This window comes from Flectobacillus sp. BAB-3569 (assembly GCF_002270355.1).
Classification (GTDB): Bacteria; Bacteroidota; Bacteroidia; order Cytophagales; family Spirosomataceae; genus Flectobacillus; species Flectobacillus roseus.
Window position 1 is genome coordinate 205,316 of the sequence record NZ_NJFZ01000004.1, and the last position, 17,454, is coordinate 222,769.

14 protein-coding genes and 1 pseudogene are annotated in these 17,454 nt (G+C 38.5%); 11 read left to right on the plus strand and 4 right to left on the minus strand.

Translation table 11 applies throughout. The features are described 5' to 3' along the window. The first annotated feature begins 209 nt into the window (after positions 1-209). The gene (uvrA, locus tag BWI92_RS03765) at positions 210-3,083 is read left to right on the plus strand and encodes an excinuclease ABC subunit UvrA (protein ID WP_095160791.1); all 2,874 of its coding nucleotides are present in this window, start codon (positions 210-212) and stop codon (positions 3,081-3,083) included. Positions 3,084-3,291: 208 nt separating this feature from the next. Here uvrA (BWI92_RS03765) and BWI92_RS03770 read toward each other — a convergent pair whose 3' ends face one another. Continuing rightward, the gene (locus tag BWI92_RS03770; protein ID WP_095160792.1) at positions 3,292-3,516 is read right to left on the minus strand and encodes a hypothetical protein; all 225 of its coding nucleotides are present in this window, start codon (positions 3,514-3,516) and stop codon (positions 3,292-3,294) included. A gap of 236 nt (positions 3,517-3,752) precedes the next feature. Between BWI92_RS03770 and BWI92_RS03775 the strand changes: the two genes are divergently transcribed. Then, positions 3,753-4,970 (plus strand): MFS transporter, encoded by a 1,218-nt coding sequence (locus BWI92_RS03775; RefSeq protein ID WP_095160793.1) that lies wholly within the window; start codon positions 3,753-3,755, stop codon positions 4,968-4,970. Positions 4,971-5,066: 96 nt separating this feature from the next. After that, positions 5,067-6,347, plus strand: a complete 1,281-nt coding sequence (locus tag BWI92_RS03780) for a hemolysin family protein (RefSeq protein WP_095160794.1) — start codon at positions 5,067-5,069, stop codon at positions 6,345-6,347. A gap of 399 nt (positions 6,348-6,746) precedes the next feature. Here BWI92_RS03780 and BWI92_RS03785 read toward each other — a convergent pair whose 3' ends face one another. Beyond that, on the minus strand, positions 6,747-7,298 hold the full coding sequence (locus tag BWI92_RS03785) for a YcxB family protein (protein WP_205690772.1): 552 nt from the start codon (positions 7,296-7,298) through the stop codon (positions 6,747-6,749). A 191-nt stretch (positions 7,299-7,489) separates the two neighbouring features. Beyond that, positions 7,490-7,894 (minus strand): DUF4783 domain-containing protein, encoded by a 405-nt coding sequence (locus BWI92_RS03790; RefSeq protein WP_095160795.1) that lies wholly within the window; start codon positions 7,892-7,894, stop codon positions 7,490-7,492. 214 nt (positions 7,895-8,108) lie between these two features. On the opposite strand from BWI92_RS03790, the gene BWI92_RS03795 reads away from it, so the two are divergent. The 8 genes from BWI92_RS03795 (at position 8,109) to BWI92_RS03825 (ending at position 16,694) form a co-directional block, all read left to right on the plus strand. Further along, positions 8,109-8,615 (plus strand): phosphoribosyltransferase family protein, encoded by a 507-nt coding sequence (locus tag BWI92_RS03795; protein WP_095160796.1) that lies wholly within the window; start codon positions 8,109-8,111, stop codon positions 8,613-8,615. Positions 8,616-8,915: 300 nt separating this feature from the next. Next, positions 8,916-11,750: an excinuclease ABC subunit UvrA gene (gene uvrA / locus BWI92_RS03800; RefSeq protein WP_095160797.1), complete on the plus strand. Its 2,835-nt coding sequence runs from the start codon at positions 8,916-8,918 to the stop codon at positions 11,748-11,750. A gap of 107 nt (positions 11,751-11,857) precedes the next feature. After that, positions 11,858-12,667, plus strand: coding sequence for a hypothetical protein (locus BWI92_RS03805; RefSeq protein ID WP_095160798.1), 810 nt, complete (start codon positions 11,858-11,860; stop codon positions 12,665-12,667). Positions 12,668-12,806: 139 nt separating this feature from the next. After that, positions 12,807-13,334, plus strand: coding sequence for an REP-associated tyrosine transposase (locus BWI92_RS03810; protein ID WP_095160799.1), 528 nt, complete (start codon positions 12,807-12,809; stop codon positions 13,332-13,334). 248 nt (positions 13,335-13,582) lie between these two features. Further along, complete coding sequence (locus BWI92_RS03815) at positions 13,583-14,533, plus strand: DUF1080 domain-containing protein (RefSeq protein WP_095160800.1); 951 nt, start codon at positions 13,583-13,585, stop codon at positions 14,531-14,533. A gap of 172 nt (positions 14,534-14,705) precedes the next feature. Beyond that, positions 14,706-15,272, plus strand: coding sequence for an anhydro-N-acetylmuramic acid kinase (locus BWI92_RS28590; RefSeq protein WP_310588853.1), 567 nt, complete (start codon positions 14,706-14,708; stop codon positions 15,270-15,272). Beyond that, positions 15,266-15,904: an anhydro-N-acetylmuramic acid kinase gene (locus BWI92_RS28595; protein WP_310588854.1), complete on the plus strand. Its 639-nt coding sequence runs from the start codon at positions 15,266-15,268 to the stop codon at positions 15,902-15,904. Before BWI92_RS28590 ends, BWI92_RS28595 begins: the two co-directional genes overlap by 7 nt. Before the next feature lie 94 nt (positions 15,905-15,998). Then, positions 15,999-16,694 (plus strand): head GIN domain-containing protein, encoded by a 696-nt coding sequence (locus BWI92_RS03825; protein ID WP_095160801.1) that lies wholly within the window; start codon positions 15,999-16,001, stop codon positions 16,692-16,694. 117 nt (positions 16,695-16,811) lie between these two features. Here BWI92_RS03825 and BWI92_RS27205 read toward each other — a convergent pair. Then, positions 16,812-17,454, minus strand: a pseudogene (locus BWI92_RS27205) (hypothetical protein); the annotation flags it as partial.

A 17,454-nucleotide genomic window follows, 5' to 3' on the forward strand; every position in this document is an offset into this window, starting at 1 on the left:
TATCAAACCCTTAAATTAATGGAAAGTTTGCTACATTCTTGCGCACATACGAAACAATCTTGTCTAGTTTTTTGTCTAACTTTGAGAGGACAACTTCTTGATGACAACTCAAGGTTTGTCTATCCTTATTTTGCCTGTACTTGTTTTGGACAAAATTTGGCAATTACCCTTACCAATCATTTGCCAAAATTCAACTATCCGACGTTTTGATGAATACTGCCGAAATCACGCTGAACCAACAATCTTCCATCGAAAACCTCGATCCCAAAAAGAATATCATCATTAAAGGAGCGAGAGTTAATAACCTCAAAAATATCGACGTAGCGATTCCTCGCAACCAGCTTGTAGTGATTACAGGCTTGTCTGGTTCGGGAAAATCTTCTTTGGCCTTCGATACGCTTTTTGCCGAAGGGCAACGTATGTATGTCGAAAGCTTAAGTTCGTATGCTCGTCAGTTTTTGGGCAGAATGGAAAAGCCTGATGTGGACTATATAAAGGGGGTTTCGCCAGCGATTGCGATTGAGCAAAAAGTTTCAACTAAAAACCCTCGCTCGACGGTAGGAACTACTACCGAGATATATGACTATCTCAAATTATTATTTGCTCGTACAGGGATTACGTATTCGCCTCTTTCGGGAAATATTGTTAGAAAAGATACCGTTACCGATGTGGTCAACTGGTTGTTTGAACAAGAGTCTGGACAAAGAGTGTTGATTCTTGCACCATTATTTTTGAGAGAAGGACGTAGTCTACAAGCAGAAATGCAGGTATTGATGCAAAAAGGCTACACTCGTATTGTGGTAGATGACGAGACTTTATTTTTGGAAGAATTACTAGAAAATCCTGCCCAAATCGAAGCCCTCCCTCCTATTGACTTAGTAAAAAATAATTTCAGAATATTAATAGACCGATTGGTCATCAAAAAAGAAGAAGACGGTCAGCCCGAGGAAGAAACACAGTTTCGTGCTTCAGACTCGGTACAAACGGCATTTTTTGAAGGAAGTGGCACTTGCTATATTGAGCTTGTAGGACAAGAAAACCGTTTTTTCTCAGATAGATTTGAATCCGACGGCATCGTTTTTGAAGAACCTTCGCTTAATCTTTTTAGCTTTAATAACCCTTATGGCGCTTGTAAACGTTGTGAAGGTTTTGGAAAAGTATTAGGCTTAGACCACGACCTTATTTTCCCTGACCATAACCTATCAGTTTATGAAGGGGCTATTGCTCCCTGGCGTACCGAAAAAATGGGCGAATGGCTTATTCCTTTGTTGCGTAATGGCATCAAATTCGACTTTCCTATTCATAGAGCCTACAAAGATTTGACAGAACAAGAAAAAGCCCTATTGTGGACAGGAAACGATTATTTTTCGGGACTCAATGCCTTTTTCCAAATGCTCGAAACCGAGACACATAAAATCCAGTTTAGGGTTTTACTTTCTCGTTATCGTGGTCGTACTACTTGCCCCGACTGCCAAGGTTCACGCTTGCGTAAGGATGCTGGATATGTCAAAATCAATGGAAAGTCTATTATCGACTTGGTATTGATGCCTATCTCAGAGGTAACAGAGTTTTTTGAAAAACTCGAGCTTCCTGACTACCAAATGGAATTGTCGAAACGTATTGTTCAAGAAATCCAAAACCGACTAGATTTCATGAGTCGTGTAGGTTTGGGATATTTGACACTCAATCGTCTTACGTCTACTTTATCGGGTGGCGAGTTTCAACGTATCAAGTTAGCAACCTCACTGGGAAGTGCCCTTGTAGGCTCAATGTATATCTTAGATGAACCTTCGATTGGCTTGCACCCACGCGACACGCAACGTTTGGTATCTGTCTTAGAATCGCTAAGAGATTTGGGAAATACCGTGATTGTGGTAGAGCACGAAGAAGAAGTCATGCGTGTAGCCAACCAAATCATTGATATAGGCCCTGACGCGGGGAGTCATGGTGGGCAACTCGTATTTCAAGGAAATTACGAACAATTGAGCGACGCACAAGTCACACAATTACAAAGCCATACGATTAATTTCTTGACAGGAAAAGATAGTATTCCTGTGCCAAAGTTTCGCAGAAAAGCTACTGCTTTTATAGATATCAAAGGCGCCCGAGAAAATAACCTTAAAAACTTAGATGTCAAGTTTCCACTTGGAGTACTCACGGTGGTGACAGGTGTAAGTGGTTCAGGAAAATCGACGCTTATTCGTAAAGTGTTATTTCCTGCCTTAGGAAGACACTTAGGAACCTTTACCGAAGATACGGGCAAGTTTACAGAATTGAGTGGTAGCCTCAACCGAATAGAAGCAGTTGAAATGATTGACCAAAATCCAATTGGTAAATCTTCCCGTTCAAACCCTGTTACCTATATCAAGGCGTATGACCAAATTCGTTTGTTGTATTCAGAACAAGCTATTTCGAAAAACCGCGGATATAAACCAGCGCATTTTTCGTTCAACGTAGACGGCGGACGTTGTGAAACTTGCCAAGGTGAAGGTGAAGTAACGATCGAAATGCAATTTATGGCAGATGTACGCCTTAAATGTGAATCTTGTGGAGGAAAGCGTTTCAAACAAGAGATTTTAGACGTAAAATACCAAGAAAAGGATATTGCCGAAATCTTGGATATGACCGTTGATGAGGCCATAGATCTTTTCTCAAAAGAAGACCCAAAATTGGCAGATAAACTAATTCCATTACAAGAAGTAGGATTAGGCTATATCAAACTGGGGCAATCTTCAAGTTCATTGTCGGGTGGCGAAGCGCAGCGTGTCAAATTGGCGAGTTTCTTAGGAAAAGGAAATTCGAGTAAAGGAAAAACCCTCTTTATTTTTGATGAACCTACGACAGGTTTGCACTTTCACGACATTAAAAAACTCTTGAAAGCCATCAACGCACTCGTTGAACAAGGCGATTCGGTGATTATTATCGAGCACAACATGGAAGTCATCAAATCGGCAGACTATATCATTGATCTTGGTCCAGAAGGAGGCAATCAGGGAGGATACATCACCTTTACAGGCACACCCGAAGACATGGTGAAAGAAGGGAATAGCTTTACTGCTACATTTTTGAAAGAGAAATTATAAGCTAAAGCGTCTCACTCAGATGTCAGCCACGCATATCTATTGTGTAGCTGACATCTGAATTTTTAAAGTCATAACAATTCACCTATTATAGCTCCAATCGCTACAATAATGCTGAAAAGTTGATACAAAGTTTTAAAAAGGATTATATAAAGTCAGGAAGGATAAAAGGGGCTTGTTTTTTTATACCTTATGGCGGTAAGGCAAATGACTAAGCTAAGTCAGATTGAGCAACAGGCTCAAGTTTCGACGCTTGTCTATTTGTGTAAAGAATTTCTTGATAAGAAAGAGTTTTCAACATTCCTATCTTTATTCTTTTACGCACAGCTTGCGTTTCAGACTTATAAGTATTTTGCCCTCTCAATAATTCCTCTGCGATATTCGCAACAAGCAGCTCTACGGATTCAGGCGTTAAAATTACTGGCGAGTCTTTCATAACACTATTCTTTTGGTGGGTTGTGTGGTTAAAACAATCTTTTACACGAAATAGGAGAGAAATAATTGTTATTCAACTAGTTAACAACAAAGTTACAAAATTCGTTGCTTGACCGTTAACCAAAGATAGATTTTTTTAAAAGAGCTCCCAAAAATCATACCAAATCCTCACAGACTTTTTTCAATTTTGTACTGGCATAAATTGACCATAATTTGCTTCAATCTCAACCTAAAAATATGTTTTTCAAACCTTTATATATCTACAAAAATGCCTTTGGTGGATTGCCCAAAACAGTATGGTTATTGTCGGCCATTATGTTTGTCAATCGTAGTGGGACGATGGTTTTGCCATTTTTAACTTTATATCTTACTCAAAAACTTCATTTCTCGGTTGCTGATGCAGGGATTGTCATGGCGTTTTATGGCACAGGAGCGTTATTTGGCACTTTTTTAGGTGGAAAACTAACCGATAAAATAGGTTTTTATCCTATCCAATTTTACAGTTTATTACTTTCGGGAATTGCTTTATTGGTTCTAATGCAATTAACCTCCTTGTACAGCATTTGTGCAGGGGTATTTATTTTTACAACACTTGGCGATACCTTTCGCCCAGCCAATGGCGCTTCTATCGCCTATTATAGCACACCCGAAAATCGCACACGCTCGTACACACTCAATCGTTTGGCTATCAACTTAGGTTGGTCTATCGGTGGCGGGATGGGCGGTATTTTGGCAGAGATGGATTACAACTATCTGTTTTGGGGCGATGGCGTAACCTGTATCGTAGCTGCCATTTTACTGCGAGTGTTCGTTAAACCTCCAGTAATTGACGCCACCGCCTCAAAGTCTAGAGAAAATCATGTAAGTAATCTGCCCAATTCGGCTTACAAGGATAAGTTCTATTGGGTATTTCTGGTTTTGGTAGTCATGTATGCTATCCCATTTTTTCAACTATTTTCGCTAGAACCTTTATATTTCAGAACAGTCATAAAGCTTTCTGAATCTCGAATTGGCGCATTTATGGTTTTCAATGGTTTGTTGATTGCTACCACCGAAATGATATTCGTTCACACCATCGAAAAACGCTTACCTCGTCCTGTGTTGATAGCGATAGGTTTGTTGCTTACGGCCTGTTCGTTTTTTGTGCTCAATGTATCCACAGCCGTCATGTTTATATGGTTTTCGGTGGCTTTTAATACCATTGGCGAAATGTTTGCCATGCCATTCATGCAAACGTTGGTCGTGGATAGAGCCAACGAAAAAAATAGAGGCCAATATTTAGCGCTATATTCAATGTGTTATTCAATTGCCCAAATCAGTGCTCCTACCATTGGTGCGCAGATTATCCAAAGATGGGATTTTGCGGAACTTTGGTATGTCATGGGAGGATTATGTTTGACTTCGATGCTTGGTTTTTTATTGCTACAAAAGCATTTTATTAAACATTCGGATTAATGGTGTCTTTACGTGTGAGTATTTGTCATACACAATCCCTAACTTAGCACCTCAAATACTCACTCTCAAATCATTCTGTTGATTGATTTTTATTACATGGAACTACTCATCATTTTTGTATTAATCCTTATCAATGGCATTTTTTCAATGTCAGAAATTGCACTTGTCTCTGCCCGAAAAGCAAGACTCGAATCTGCTGCGAAAAAAGGAGATAGCAATGCCAAAATTGCTTTGAGTATTGCCAATGAGCCTAACCGTTTTTTATCTACAGTTCAAATCGGAATTACTCTAATTGGTATTTTGACAGGTATTTTTTCAGGAGAAAAAATGACCAATGATATAAAAGCTTTTTATGGTCAATTTGAATTGTTTGCTCCTTACCAACATACTTTGGCTGTAACAACTGTAGTTTTGTTAATCACTTATCTTTCCTTAGTATTCGGGGAACTTGTTCCAAAACGTATTGGACTCACCAATCCTGAGTTTATTGCCAAAACGGTGGCTCGCCCCATGAATATGCTATCGACGCTTACGGCTCCTTTTGTTTGGCTTTTGACTTTTTCATCAGATTTACTCATCAAAATCCTCAATATCAAACCTTCTACTGACAGTAAAGTAACTGAAGAAGAAATCAAGGCGATTGTGCAAGAAGGTACCGAAAGTGGTGAGGTTCATGAAATAGAACAAGATATTGTGGGGCGTGTGTTTAGTCTGGGCGATAGAAATGTATCATCGTTGATGACGCATCGCAACGATGTGGTATTTTTGAAAGCGAGCTATTCCTCCGACCGAATCAGAGAAGTGATTCATGAAGAATTGCATTCGCTATATCCTGTTTACGAAAAAGACAAAGATCATATTATTGGCGTAGTGCGTCTGAAGGACTTGTTTTTGCCTTTGAGTCAAACCGATTTTGATTTGAGCTTATATCTTTCTCCTCCACAATTTATTCTTGAAAATGCCTCGGCTTATCAAGCTTTACAGCGTTTTAAGGATAGTAAAATCCATTATGGGATTGTCATTGACGAATATGGTCAAACCCAAGGTATCGTAACGCTCAATGACTTGCTGGAAGCTTTGGTAGGAAACGTATCAGATTTTGACCATGATGGTTATCGTTTAGACAAGCGAGAAGACGACTCTTGGTTAATTGACGGACAGTATCCTTTGGTCGACTTTTTACAGTTTTTTGATTTACCGAATCATTTTCAAGAATACTCTTTCAATACAGTAGCGGGACTAATCTTGAATGAATTGACGGATTTGCCACAACAAGGAGATACCATTATTTGGCAAAATATGAGTTTCGAAATTATTGATATGGACGGCGCTAAAGTCGATAAGCTTTTAATTAAAATCTTAAATGCAGAGGGGTAATTTGAATTTGAAAATTTGAAGATTTGGAGATTTGAAAATTTGAGGATTTGAGGATTTGGAGATTTGAAGATTTGGAGATTTGGAGAATTGGAGAATTGAAAATTTGGAGATTTGAGGATTTGAAAATTTGAAAATTTGGAGATTTGAGGATTTGAAAATTTGGAGATTTGAAAATTTGAAGATTTGAAAAATTAAAGATTAGAGAGATTTGAAAATGCTATTATTTTTTAGGGAAAGTTCATCAAAAAAAGCGGTCGGAAAACAATTTCCGACCGCTTTTTTGATACCAGAATGTTGGTTTTGACTCGGCTAAAGACGCAAGCATTGCGTCTCTACTAAATACAGATTTCAGCATAATCACTCATGCACTCAATCACCAATCACTCAATTCGGGATTATCTAAGAAATAAAACCTTTATCTCTTAAGATTTTATCCATCAATTTCTTATCGTTATCGTTTGAGAAAATGCTGAATGGCAAATAGATAAACTGATATTGACCCAAATCCAACACGTAAGCTTCTTTTTCTTTTCTAGCAGTTTTGATCATATCCCATTTGATAACACCACCTTGTTCGTCTGTAATTTTCATCAAAATTTGACGACTATCAATTTCGTAGCGATATTTTTCAAAAAGTTGTTTGTATTGATCCAACTGCGTTACACCCGTAAATTGAATTGCCCAGAAAGCAACATAACCAATCGCTCCAATAAGAGTCAATACATAAATCCAGTAATTGTGATAAATACCTGTAATATTGAGCACCGCGTTCACAGCGATAAGTCCAAGTGGTACAAAACCCCAATACCATTGATTTTTGACCATTTGGCTCATATTAAGAGTAATAAACTTGTTTTTATCAAGCGCATACTTTTTTGTTTTGATAGCCAGTGGATTTACTGGCATTTGCACCATTCGTCTTTGCTGACCCTGTGCATATCCTTTTGCCATGTCGTTGTTCTTTATGCTTTATTGTAAATTATGCTATTGTTCGCAAACAGACTGCAAATGTACAAAAAATAAGCGTAGCTAAGTATTTTCACTTGCTACGCTGTCAATATTTCTTAACAAATCTACATTATGAGAGGATTCACTCCACTTTATTTGCGCTAACCTCTACATCTCCAACACCTTCCAAAAGATTACTTTTCTTTTCTAAACTGAATACTTTCGACCAAAAACCTATCCTGATTTCTTTTGAGCAGGATATACACCGCATAATTCCCTCGATTGGTCTTGTACAGACCTCTGTAATACTGAGACAAAGAATTGGCACCTTGATGAACTAACTGAAAGTCTTGTGGTGGCCAACGTTTAAAGAATGACTTTAGAATGATTTCGGCGTGCGTTTGTGAAATCTCACTAAAATCAATTTGTTCAGCATCAATTAATAAATCCACATTCTCGTCAAACATCGAAGCTAGCTCACTTGCCTGACCTTGTTTGAGTGACGTAAGTAATTTTCCAACCGCAAAACTTTGTGGGTCAGCACCGCCCCACGAAGTCCAAAATATTAAAGTAAGAATAAATGAAAGTAGTATTTTCATGTTGTGTGTCAATATAACTGGATGAAGTTATATGACAGTGATTCCGCACAAATTGTGCCAGCCCTCCTGAAAGCATTTTTTTTTGAATATTATTTATCCAATTATCTAAAAATTTATCTTTCAAGTCTTAATATTGCGACTTGCAATTAGAATCGTCTCTATAATTGCTTAGAAAGAGCTATAGAGGTCAATAAAGTTTTAATATCTTCGTATCATGGAACTAACAGATAATCAAATACTAAACCAAACACAGGTACTTCAAAAAATCAAACGTATTGCGTTTGAGATATACGAAAACAATTTTGAAGAATCTGAAATTATCATTGCTGGTATCAAAGGACAAGGATATTCGTTTGCCAAATTACTTGCCGAAATGATTGGAAGTATCTCTCCAATCAAAGCCATTGCGGTACTTATTGATATGGACAAAGAAGTACCTAATCCAAGTATCACATTTGACTGTGAGGATAGCCTACTAGAGCAAAAAGCTATTGTTGTTGTAGACGACGTGTTGAATACTGGTCGTACTTTCGCTTATGGCTTATCACCATTTTTGCGTTTGCATGTGAAGCGTCTTCAAACAGCCGTTATCGTGGATCGTGGCTACCATCGCTTTCCAATTGCTGCCAATTATATCGGATACGAATTATCTACAACGATAAACGAGCACGTAAAAGTTATCCTAGACAACCCTGATGAAGTTGGCGTTTATTTGAGCTAGAGATATTTAGTGATTATTGAAATACTCAACCATTTTGTAGAGATGTATGGGTTTGCATCTCTACAGAATGGTTTTTTTCTTAAAATCAATCACAAACTCACTCAAGCACTCAATCACTAAATTATGCATACCCCTTTCTCCACTTTGTGCCTCTGTGCCTTTGCACCTTCTCCACTATTAAAAGCTTTCTTCAAAAACCTTCACAAATTTTGGTAACTTTACTAAGGCAATTAATGTTATCCAATTAATGGCTTGGTGAATTATCCCTTTGCCTTTGCATTCAATTATATTCCTTATTTCATGTCCAACCTCACAGACAACACAGGCTATGAGCATATCGAAGTGCTCGGAGCAAGAGAACATAACCTAAAGAATATTGACCTCACTATTCCTCGCAACAAACTTGTCGTTATTACTGGCATCAGTGGTTCGGGGAAATCTTCATTAGCATTTGATACCATTTATGCTGAAGGACAGCGTCGTTACATGGAAAGCTTTTCGGCCTATGCCCGAAGCTTTATTGGCGGTATGGAACGCCCCAATGTGGACAAAATCAATGGGCTTTCGCCTGTAATTTCGATTGAGCAAAAAACCACTTCTAAAAACCCTCGCTCGACCGTAGGTACTGTTACCGAAATCTATGACTTTATGCGTTTGTTCTATGCTCGTGCAGGAGAAGCATTTAGTTATTTGTCGGGCGAAAAAATGATTAAACAGTCGGTCGACCAAATTATTGATGTCATTCTGCATGATTATGATAATCAGAAATTAATCATTTTGGCTCCGATTGTCAAAGGTCGTAAAGGACATTACCGTGAGCTTTTTGTGCAGATTGCCAAATTGGGTTATACCAAAGTACGTGTCGATGGCGTGGTGATGGATATTCAGCCAAAAATGCAGCTCGACCGTTTTAAAATCCACGATATCGAGATTGTCATTGACCGTATTGTCGTAAAAGCAGAAGATCGCTTCCGCCTTTCACAATCTGTTCAAACAGCCCTGAATCAAGGAAAAGGTTTGATGATGATTCGTGATGAAAAAGGTGAAGTCCGCAATTTTTCTAAATTCTTGATGGATCCTAAAACGGGGATTTCTTACGACGAACCTGCGCCTAATACCTTTTCGTTCAACTCTCCTTATGGCTGGTGTCCTTGTTGTCAGGGCTTGGGAGTTGTTGAGGAAATCACAGAAGAAGCTATCCTTCCTGATAAAAGTCTCAGTATTAGCCGTGGAGCCATTGCTCCCATTGGTGAGTACCGTGAGATGTGGATTTTCAAGCAATTAGAGGTTTTACTCAAACCTTTTAAAGTAAGTTTGACTACTCCGCTTGACAAATTTCCCAAAGAAGCTGTCGAAATTATGTTGTATGGTTCTGACGAGCCTGTTCCAGTTCCTTCCAAAAAATATGAAGGTACAGAATGGAATACCAAGTACGAGGGAATTATCAATTTCTTGAAAAGACAACAAGAAAGTGGCTCGGATAAAATTCAAGAATGGCTCAAGGATTTTATGATGATTCGCACCTGTCCAGACTGTAATGGGGCACGTCTGAAAAAAGAAGCACTTTTCTTTAAAATAGATAATAAAAATATTGCTGAATTAGCACAGCTAGATGTTTCGGACTTAGCCAAATGGTTTGAAGGACTCGAAGAGCGCATGTCTGAACGCCAAAATGTAATCGGTCGTGAGGTTCTTAAAGAAATCCGCAAGCGTATCGGTTTCTTGACGGGCATTGGCTTGGAATACCTTACGCTCAACCGCCCACTCAGAACGCTTTCGGGTGGCGAGGCGCAGCGTATTCGTTTGGCAACCCAAATTGGTACGCAGTTGACCAATGTGTTGTATATCATGGACGAGCCAAGTATTGGTTTGCACCAGCGTGACAACGTCAAATTGATTCAAGCGCTCAAAGATTTGCGTGATTTGGGCAACTCTATTTTGGTTGTAGAACACGACAAAGATATGATGCTCGAATCAGACTATATCGTGGATATTGGCCCTGGTGCTGGTCGTCACGGAGGTTCGATTGTGGGTCAGGGAACACCTGAGGAGTTTTTGAAAAATAACTCGACCACTGCTAAATTTTTAAGTGGCGAGACCAATATTGAAGTACCCAAACAACGTCGTAAAGGCAATGGCAATACCTTAGTCATCAAAGGTGCTAGTGGCAATAACCTCAAAAATGTTACGCTAAAACTTCCTTTGGGCAAGATGATTGCGATTTCTGGGGTAAGTGGTTCGGGAAAATCTACCTTAATTCACGAAACGCTTTTCCCAATTCTCAATCGCCATTTCTTTAATAGCAAACGTGAACCTATGCCATTCAAGGCTGTGGAAGGTTTGGAGTTTTTGGATAAAGTAATTGAAGTGGATCAGTCGCCGATTGGTCGTACGCCACGCTCCAACCCTGCCACTTACACAGGAATGTTTTCGGATATTCGAACGCTTTTCTGCGAATTGCCAGAATCTAAAATTCGTGGTTACAAAGCAGGACGTTTTAGCTTTAACGTAAAAGGCGGTCGTTGCGAAGATTGTGAAGGTGCAGGGATGAAAAAAATCGAAATGGAGTTTTTACCTGATGTACATATCGCTTGCGAAACATGTAAAGGCAAACGCTTTAACAGAGAAACCTTAGAAGTGCGATTTAAAGGAAAATCCATTGCAGATGTACTGGATATGACGGTAGAACAGGCTGTAAGCTTTTTCGAAAATCAACCTAAAATTCAGCGTAAAGTTCAGACCTTACATGAGGTTGGCTTAGGCTATTTGACGCTAGGTCAGCAAGCAACAACCCTTTCGGGTGGCGAAGCCCAACGCGTAAAACTAGCCGAAGAACTTTCGAAAAGAGATACAGGTAAAACCATTTATATTCTCGACGAACCAACGACTGGTCTTCATTTTCAAGATATTAAAGCTTTGATGGAAGTATTACAAAAGCTTGTAGATAAAGGAAATACTGTGTTGATTATCGAGCATAATTTGGATGTCATCAAAGTATCCGACCATGTGATTGACTTGGGTCCAGACGGTGGTCGCAACGGTGGACAAATCATCGCTGAAGGTACACCTGAGCAAGTAGCTAAGGTGAAAGGTAGTTTTACGGCTAAGTTTTTGAAGGAAGAATTGAATGGGTAGTTTTTAACGGGTTATTTTATCTAAACTTCGAGATTATTTCACAGAACTTTACTGTGGGACGTCTCGAAGAGTGAAAGCAGTAATAAAAATTAATAAACTACTTTAAAATGCCTATCTACAGAGATTTATTACAGTCTGACTATTGGAAAGTCAAAAGAGAAGAAATTATTAAGCGAGATAATAACAAATGCCAACATTGTTTTAATAAAAGTCATTTAGAATACAATTTATCAACCTTCTCCTTAAAACCAAGCAAAGGTAATTCAACCATAATAAATATTCATAATTCTAATGGTACAGAGGTTTTTACAGAAAGAAATTTTACGTTTTATTCAAGTTTGAAAAGCTCTCTAAAAGATATATTAATCGTAGTTTATGAAGAAGATTCAACCTTAAATAAGGTCATTGGTTTTTTCTCTACTAATATAAGTATTAGTGAAAATGAAGTTGACGAAGAAATTGAAAATAACATTAATAATGAACTTTTAAAATTTGAGCCACATAGGCGTGAAGCAATAAGATACTATTTAAAATCTTACGATCCCCCTCGTAGACTAATTATTAGTAAACTCATTGAAAAAAAAATTAAAGCATCTATTAATAATTTAGAGTTGAATGCTCTCAATTGGTCAGAAGTTAAAAATCTCCATGTTCATCATAAATATTATCAAATGGGGAAATTACCTTGGGATTATCCCGATGAGGCATTAATAACTCTATGTTGGAGATGCCATGAAGGCATTCATAGGAAAGAAAAAACAAAATGGTTAAATGAAAATGGACAGGTAGTAGGCTCTTTAACTCCATGTTTAAGGTGTTTTGGGGCAGGGGTATTTCCTGAGTTCAATCATGTTCAAAATGGAATATGTTTCAGATGCGATGGAGCAAAATATGAAGAATTCATTACTAATCATTAGTTGGTATTTTTCTATCAGTAGCTCCAACATTCGTCCCGCTCTTCGAGATGTTCCGAAGGACAATCTCGAAGTTTAGATAAAAAGGATTTCCAATCCGTTACAAACAAAAAATACACTTAGATAAACATATTTTAAAACTATGCCTTACGAATACCGAGTAAAAGACCAGTATGGCTTGTATTTTATTACAAGCACTGTCCATCAATGGGTGGACGTATTTACCAGAAAAGAATATGTAGATATTTTATTAGAAAGCCTACGCTTTTGCCAGAAAGAAAAAGGATTAAAAATCTATGCTTGGGTTGTAATGAGTAACCATATTCATTTGATTATCCAAAGCGATACAGTTCCGTTAAGTGATATTTTACGTGATTTTAAGCGGTTTACAGCCACTGCTATTATTAGAGCTATTGAAAAAAATCCAAAAGAAAGTCGAAAAAGATGGATGCTTTGGCTACTCAAGAAAGAGGACAAAGTTTGTTTTTGGGAAGAAGGCTACCACGGAGAAGAAATAACAAGTCAATCATTTTTTGATACTAAAATGAAATATATTCACCTTAACCCTGTTCGAGCTGGAATAGTGGAAAAAGAGGAAGAATATCAATACAGTAGTTGTGGAGATTGCTATGGCGTTAGGAAGGGTTTATTGGAATTAGCAGCTTATTAGTTTGTAGCGGATTGGAAATCCTTTTTATTTGAACTTCGAGATTGTCCTTCGGAACATCTCGAAGAGCGAAATCACTCATTGGCTCAATCACCAATTCACTCAATAGATAATGACTCCTACCATTATCTATATGCCTTCCATTGCGATTTGTCGGCTTATCTTACAAAATTTTAATTAATTTTAGCATTGTTGTTTTGCCGACAACGACAAATCGTTGTGAAAACCATTTAACCAAAAACAATACTACCATGCAAAAACTCATTACAAAATTACATTTGATAATTCTGTGTATTTTATGCTCAACCTTGGCCATTACGGCTCAAAGTATAGAAGGACGTTGGGATATTACCATTACGAAAGGAAATAAAAAATTCCCGTCTTGGTTAGAAATTAACCATTCTGGGGTAAAATACCTCAATGGGCGTTTTGTGGGTAGTGGCGGTAGTGCCAGACCTATCTCAATAGTATATTTCAAGGATAATAAAATGTCTTTCGCCATTCCTCCACAGTGGGACAGAGAAGATAAAGACCTTGTAGTAGAGGCTATCTTGAAAGACGGAAAATTGGAAGGAACAATGAATCAGCCTAACGGCGAGGTGGTAAATTGGGTGGGTGTAAAAGCACCAAAATTGATAAAGTCTAAGGAGCCTATTTTTGGAAAACCAATGCCTATTTTCAATGGTAAAAACTTAGACGGATGGGAAATTATTGGAAGAGAAGACCGCCCTGCCGCAGGCGAAAACCAATGGATTGTTGAGAATGGTGCTTTGAAAAGTCCAAAATCAGGTGCTAATATCAGAACAACAAAAACCTTCGGTGATTTCAAATTACACGTTGAATTCCGTGTGCCAGAGGGTAGCAATAGTGGTGTATATCTACGTGGACGCTACGAAGTACAGATTACGGACGGTTTCGGCATAGAACCATCCGCTATTGAGCTGGGAGGTATTTATGGTTTTGTGAAGCCTTTAGAAATGCCTGCTAAAAAAGCGGGAGAATGGCAAAGTTATGATATTACCTTGGTTGGGAGAGTTGTAACAGTAGTGCTAAATGGCAAAACAACCATCTATAAAGCGGAGATACCAGGCATTACGGGTGGCGCTATTGATAGCAATGAGGCAGAAGCAGGACCAATTATGTTCCAAGGTGACCACGGACCAATTGAGTTTAGAAACATCACCATTGCAACGGCTAAGTAATTTATTCTTGATAGTAATCAATAGCATTTTGGGTAAATCCTTTATTTGTTACACACAGATAAAGGATTTATTATTTAAAACAGTTTTTAGTTAAAAAAACAAAACCTCACCTTGATACACTAAATACATTCCAACTTCGTAAATTTGAGAATCATCAACGAAAATCAACCTCATGAACAAAAACCTTCAATCTCTTTACCAAATTGCCCAAAAACCTTCTCGTAAAATTATTGGTTTGATGTCGGGAACGTCGATGGATGGACTTGATGTGGCTCTTTGCGAGATTTCGGGTGCAGGCGAAAGTACAGAAGTCAAATTGTTAGATTTTGACACCATTCCATACACCGAAGATATTAAAGAAGAAATTCGTCAGGTTTTTGCTAAAGAAACCGTCAACTTTCCACATCTGACGATGCTCAACGAGTGGATTGGTGTATTGCATGCCAATATGATTTTGGAATGCCTCCAAAAATGGAATGTTTCACCCCAAGACGTTGACCTTATTGCTTCGCATGGGCAAACGGTGATGCACGCGCCAAAAATTTTGCATGGGATAGACAAATTCCCCAATGCAACCCTTCAAATTGGAGATGGCGACCATATAGCTGTCAACACGGGCATTATTACCATCGCTGACTTTAGACAAAAGCACGTAGCCGCAGGTGGCGAAGGCGCGCCATTGGCTGTTTATGGCGACTATTTTATTTTTGGTAAAAAGGTGAAAATCGCATTATGCTAAATATGGGTGGTATTGCCAACTTTACCTACTTGCCTGCCAATATGAACCCTGAAGAGGTTTTTGTGACAGATACAGGAACAGGAAATACCTTGCTCGATGCTTTTACCAGAACCTTCTACCCTGATATGGCTTATGATAAAGATGCTCTTTTAGCAAAGCAAGGAATTGTCAATCAAGCTTTATTAGATGCTTTGAAGGAGGATGATTTTTTCAAAAAACCTTTTCCAAAAACTACAGGCCCCGAATTATTTAGCAAAGCTTATGTATATCGTGCTCAAGAAATCAGCGACACGCTACATATTCCGAGTCATGATTTATTGGCCACCCTCACACGCTTTAGTGCCGAGACGATTGCCGAAGCAGTACATTCGCTTAATCTATCTAACCTTTCCGACTTCACAGTTTATACTTCGGGTGGAGGGATGCACAATCCTTTGCTAATGGAATGGCTTCAAGAACTTATCCCTGCCAAATTTGCCAAAACCAATGAACTAGGTATCAATGGCGATGCCAAAGAAGCTGTATTATTCGCCATTCTAGCCAACGAAACAGTAGCTGGAGGCGAGTCTGACTTTGGTACTCGAAGAGGAATTCCTTCGGTGACAATGGGGAAAATTTCTTTTCCTTCTTAAATACGCTAGAATAATCTTTTGTCGATGCAACCTTTAGTTGAAGCCCTGCATCTAATAGACATAAAATATACTGTCATCAAATAAAGATTTTACTATGAAAAAGATTCTTTTCCTCGTTTCTATTGTATTGATTTCTTGCATTACTGTTGCTCAGGCACAAGTAGTAACCCAAAAACGTAATGTAGGCTCATTTAAAGGTATTCAAGTTTCGGGAGGAATTGATTTATACCTCACACAAGGCTCCAGCGAGTCGGTTAGTATTAGTGCCGCTGAAGATCGCCAAGATGATATTAGAGTAGATAACAATGGCGGCGTAATCCGCATATATATCGAAAACTCAAAATGGGGCTGGTTCAAATGGAACTCAAAACCTGTAAAAGCTTACGTAACGGTAAAAGACCTCAATTCTATTTCGGCAACAGGTGGTTCGGATGTATATTCAGAAAAAAAGCTTGAATTAATAAAACTCACCATTCGTGCAACGGGTGGCTCGGATGTTAAATTAGAAATAGATGCCGACGAAATTGACTGTAGCACAACAGGAGGCTCGGATGTCACACTAATAGGCAATACCACTGTTTTGAAAGCAAGCTCAACAGGAGGAAGTGATTTGAAAGCTAATAAACTACGTTCTAGTTTTTGTAGCGTATCGGCAACAGGTGGTTCTGACGCTTATGTTTGGGCTGAAAAAGAAATTAGTATTTCTGCTACAGGTGGCTCGGATGTGTATATTTCAGGCAATGCCAGAGTCGTAAAAAAGAGCGTAACAGGTGGGTCAGATGTTCACTAGGATATTGAGTGAATGGTGATTGTGTGAATGAGTGATTTTATTAAATGTCTCTGTTGTAGAGACGCAATGATTGCGTCTCTACAACAGAGACATTTTGTATTATAAGTATAACATGAGTCATCCCGAATTTTGTTGTGCGAAGTAGCACCATAGCATGTTTTGGATGGCAGTTCTCAATCGATAAATCGGTGTCAAAGCATTTTGGCACCGATTTCCTGTTCTATGAGCAAATTGATTGATGATTATCTTGATAATAGATGGCCAATTCCTGATGAGTTTCATCAAGAAGTCGTAAATGAGCGTGACAATGGCTAATAATTTGAGGGTATTCTCGAAAAACCATAACCTTGGAGATTCAATAGCTAGCTCAGTTTTGGCGAATCTAAACGCCTGTTCAATATTCCATCGGTGCATGTAGCTATGACATATTTCCCAAGCATCCTTAGCTGATTCTACAGGCAATGAGGTTAGTAAATATAGTGGTGACTGATAGTTTTTGGTATCTCTCACTATTACTAACGACAAGTTAATGTCTTCAAAACTAGGGTGTTGTACTTGAGTCCAAGCAATAGAAATGCTCTTGAGAATCTTTCTCTGGGAATCGAGCACAATCTTTTTACTTCTAGCTTTAAAAGAGCGAGCTAGAAGATGGGTTTGCTTTTTACCTTTAGTTGAGTGTATAAGTAAATGATTCTTCTTCCATCGGACTAGGAAATCTTGTTGGAAGTGCGTAAACCACTCGATGGTCCACTCATTAGCC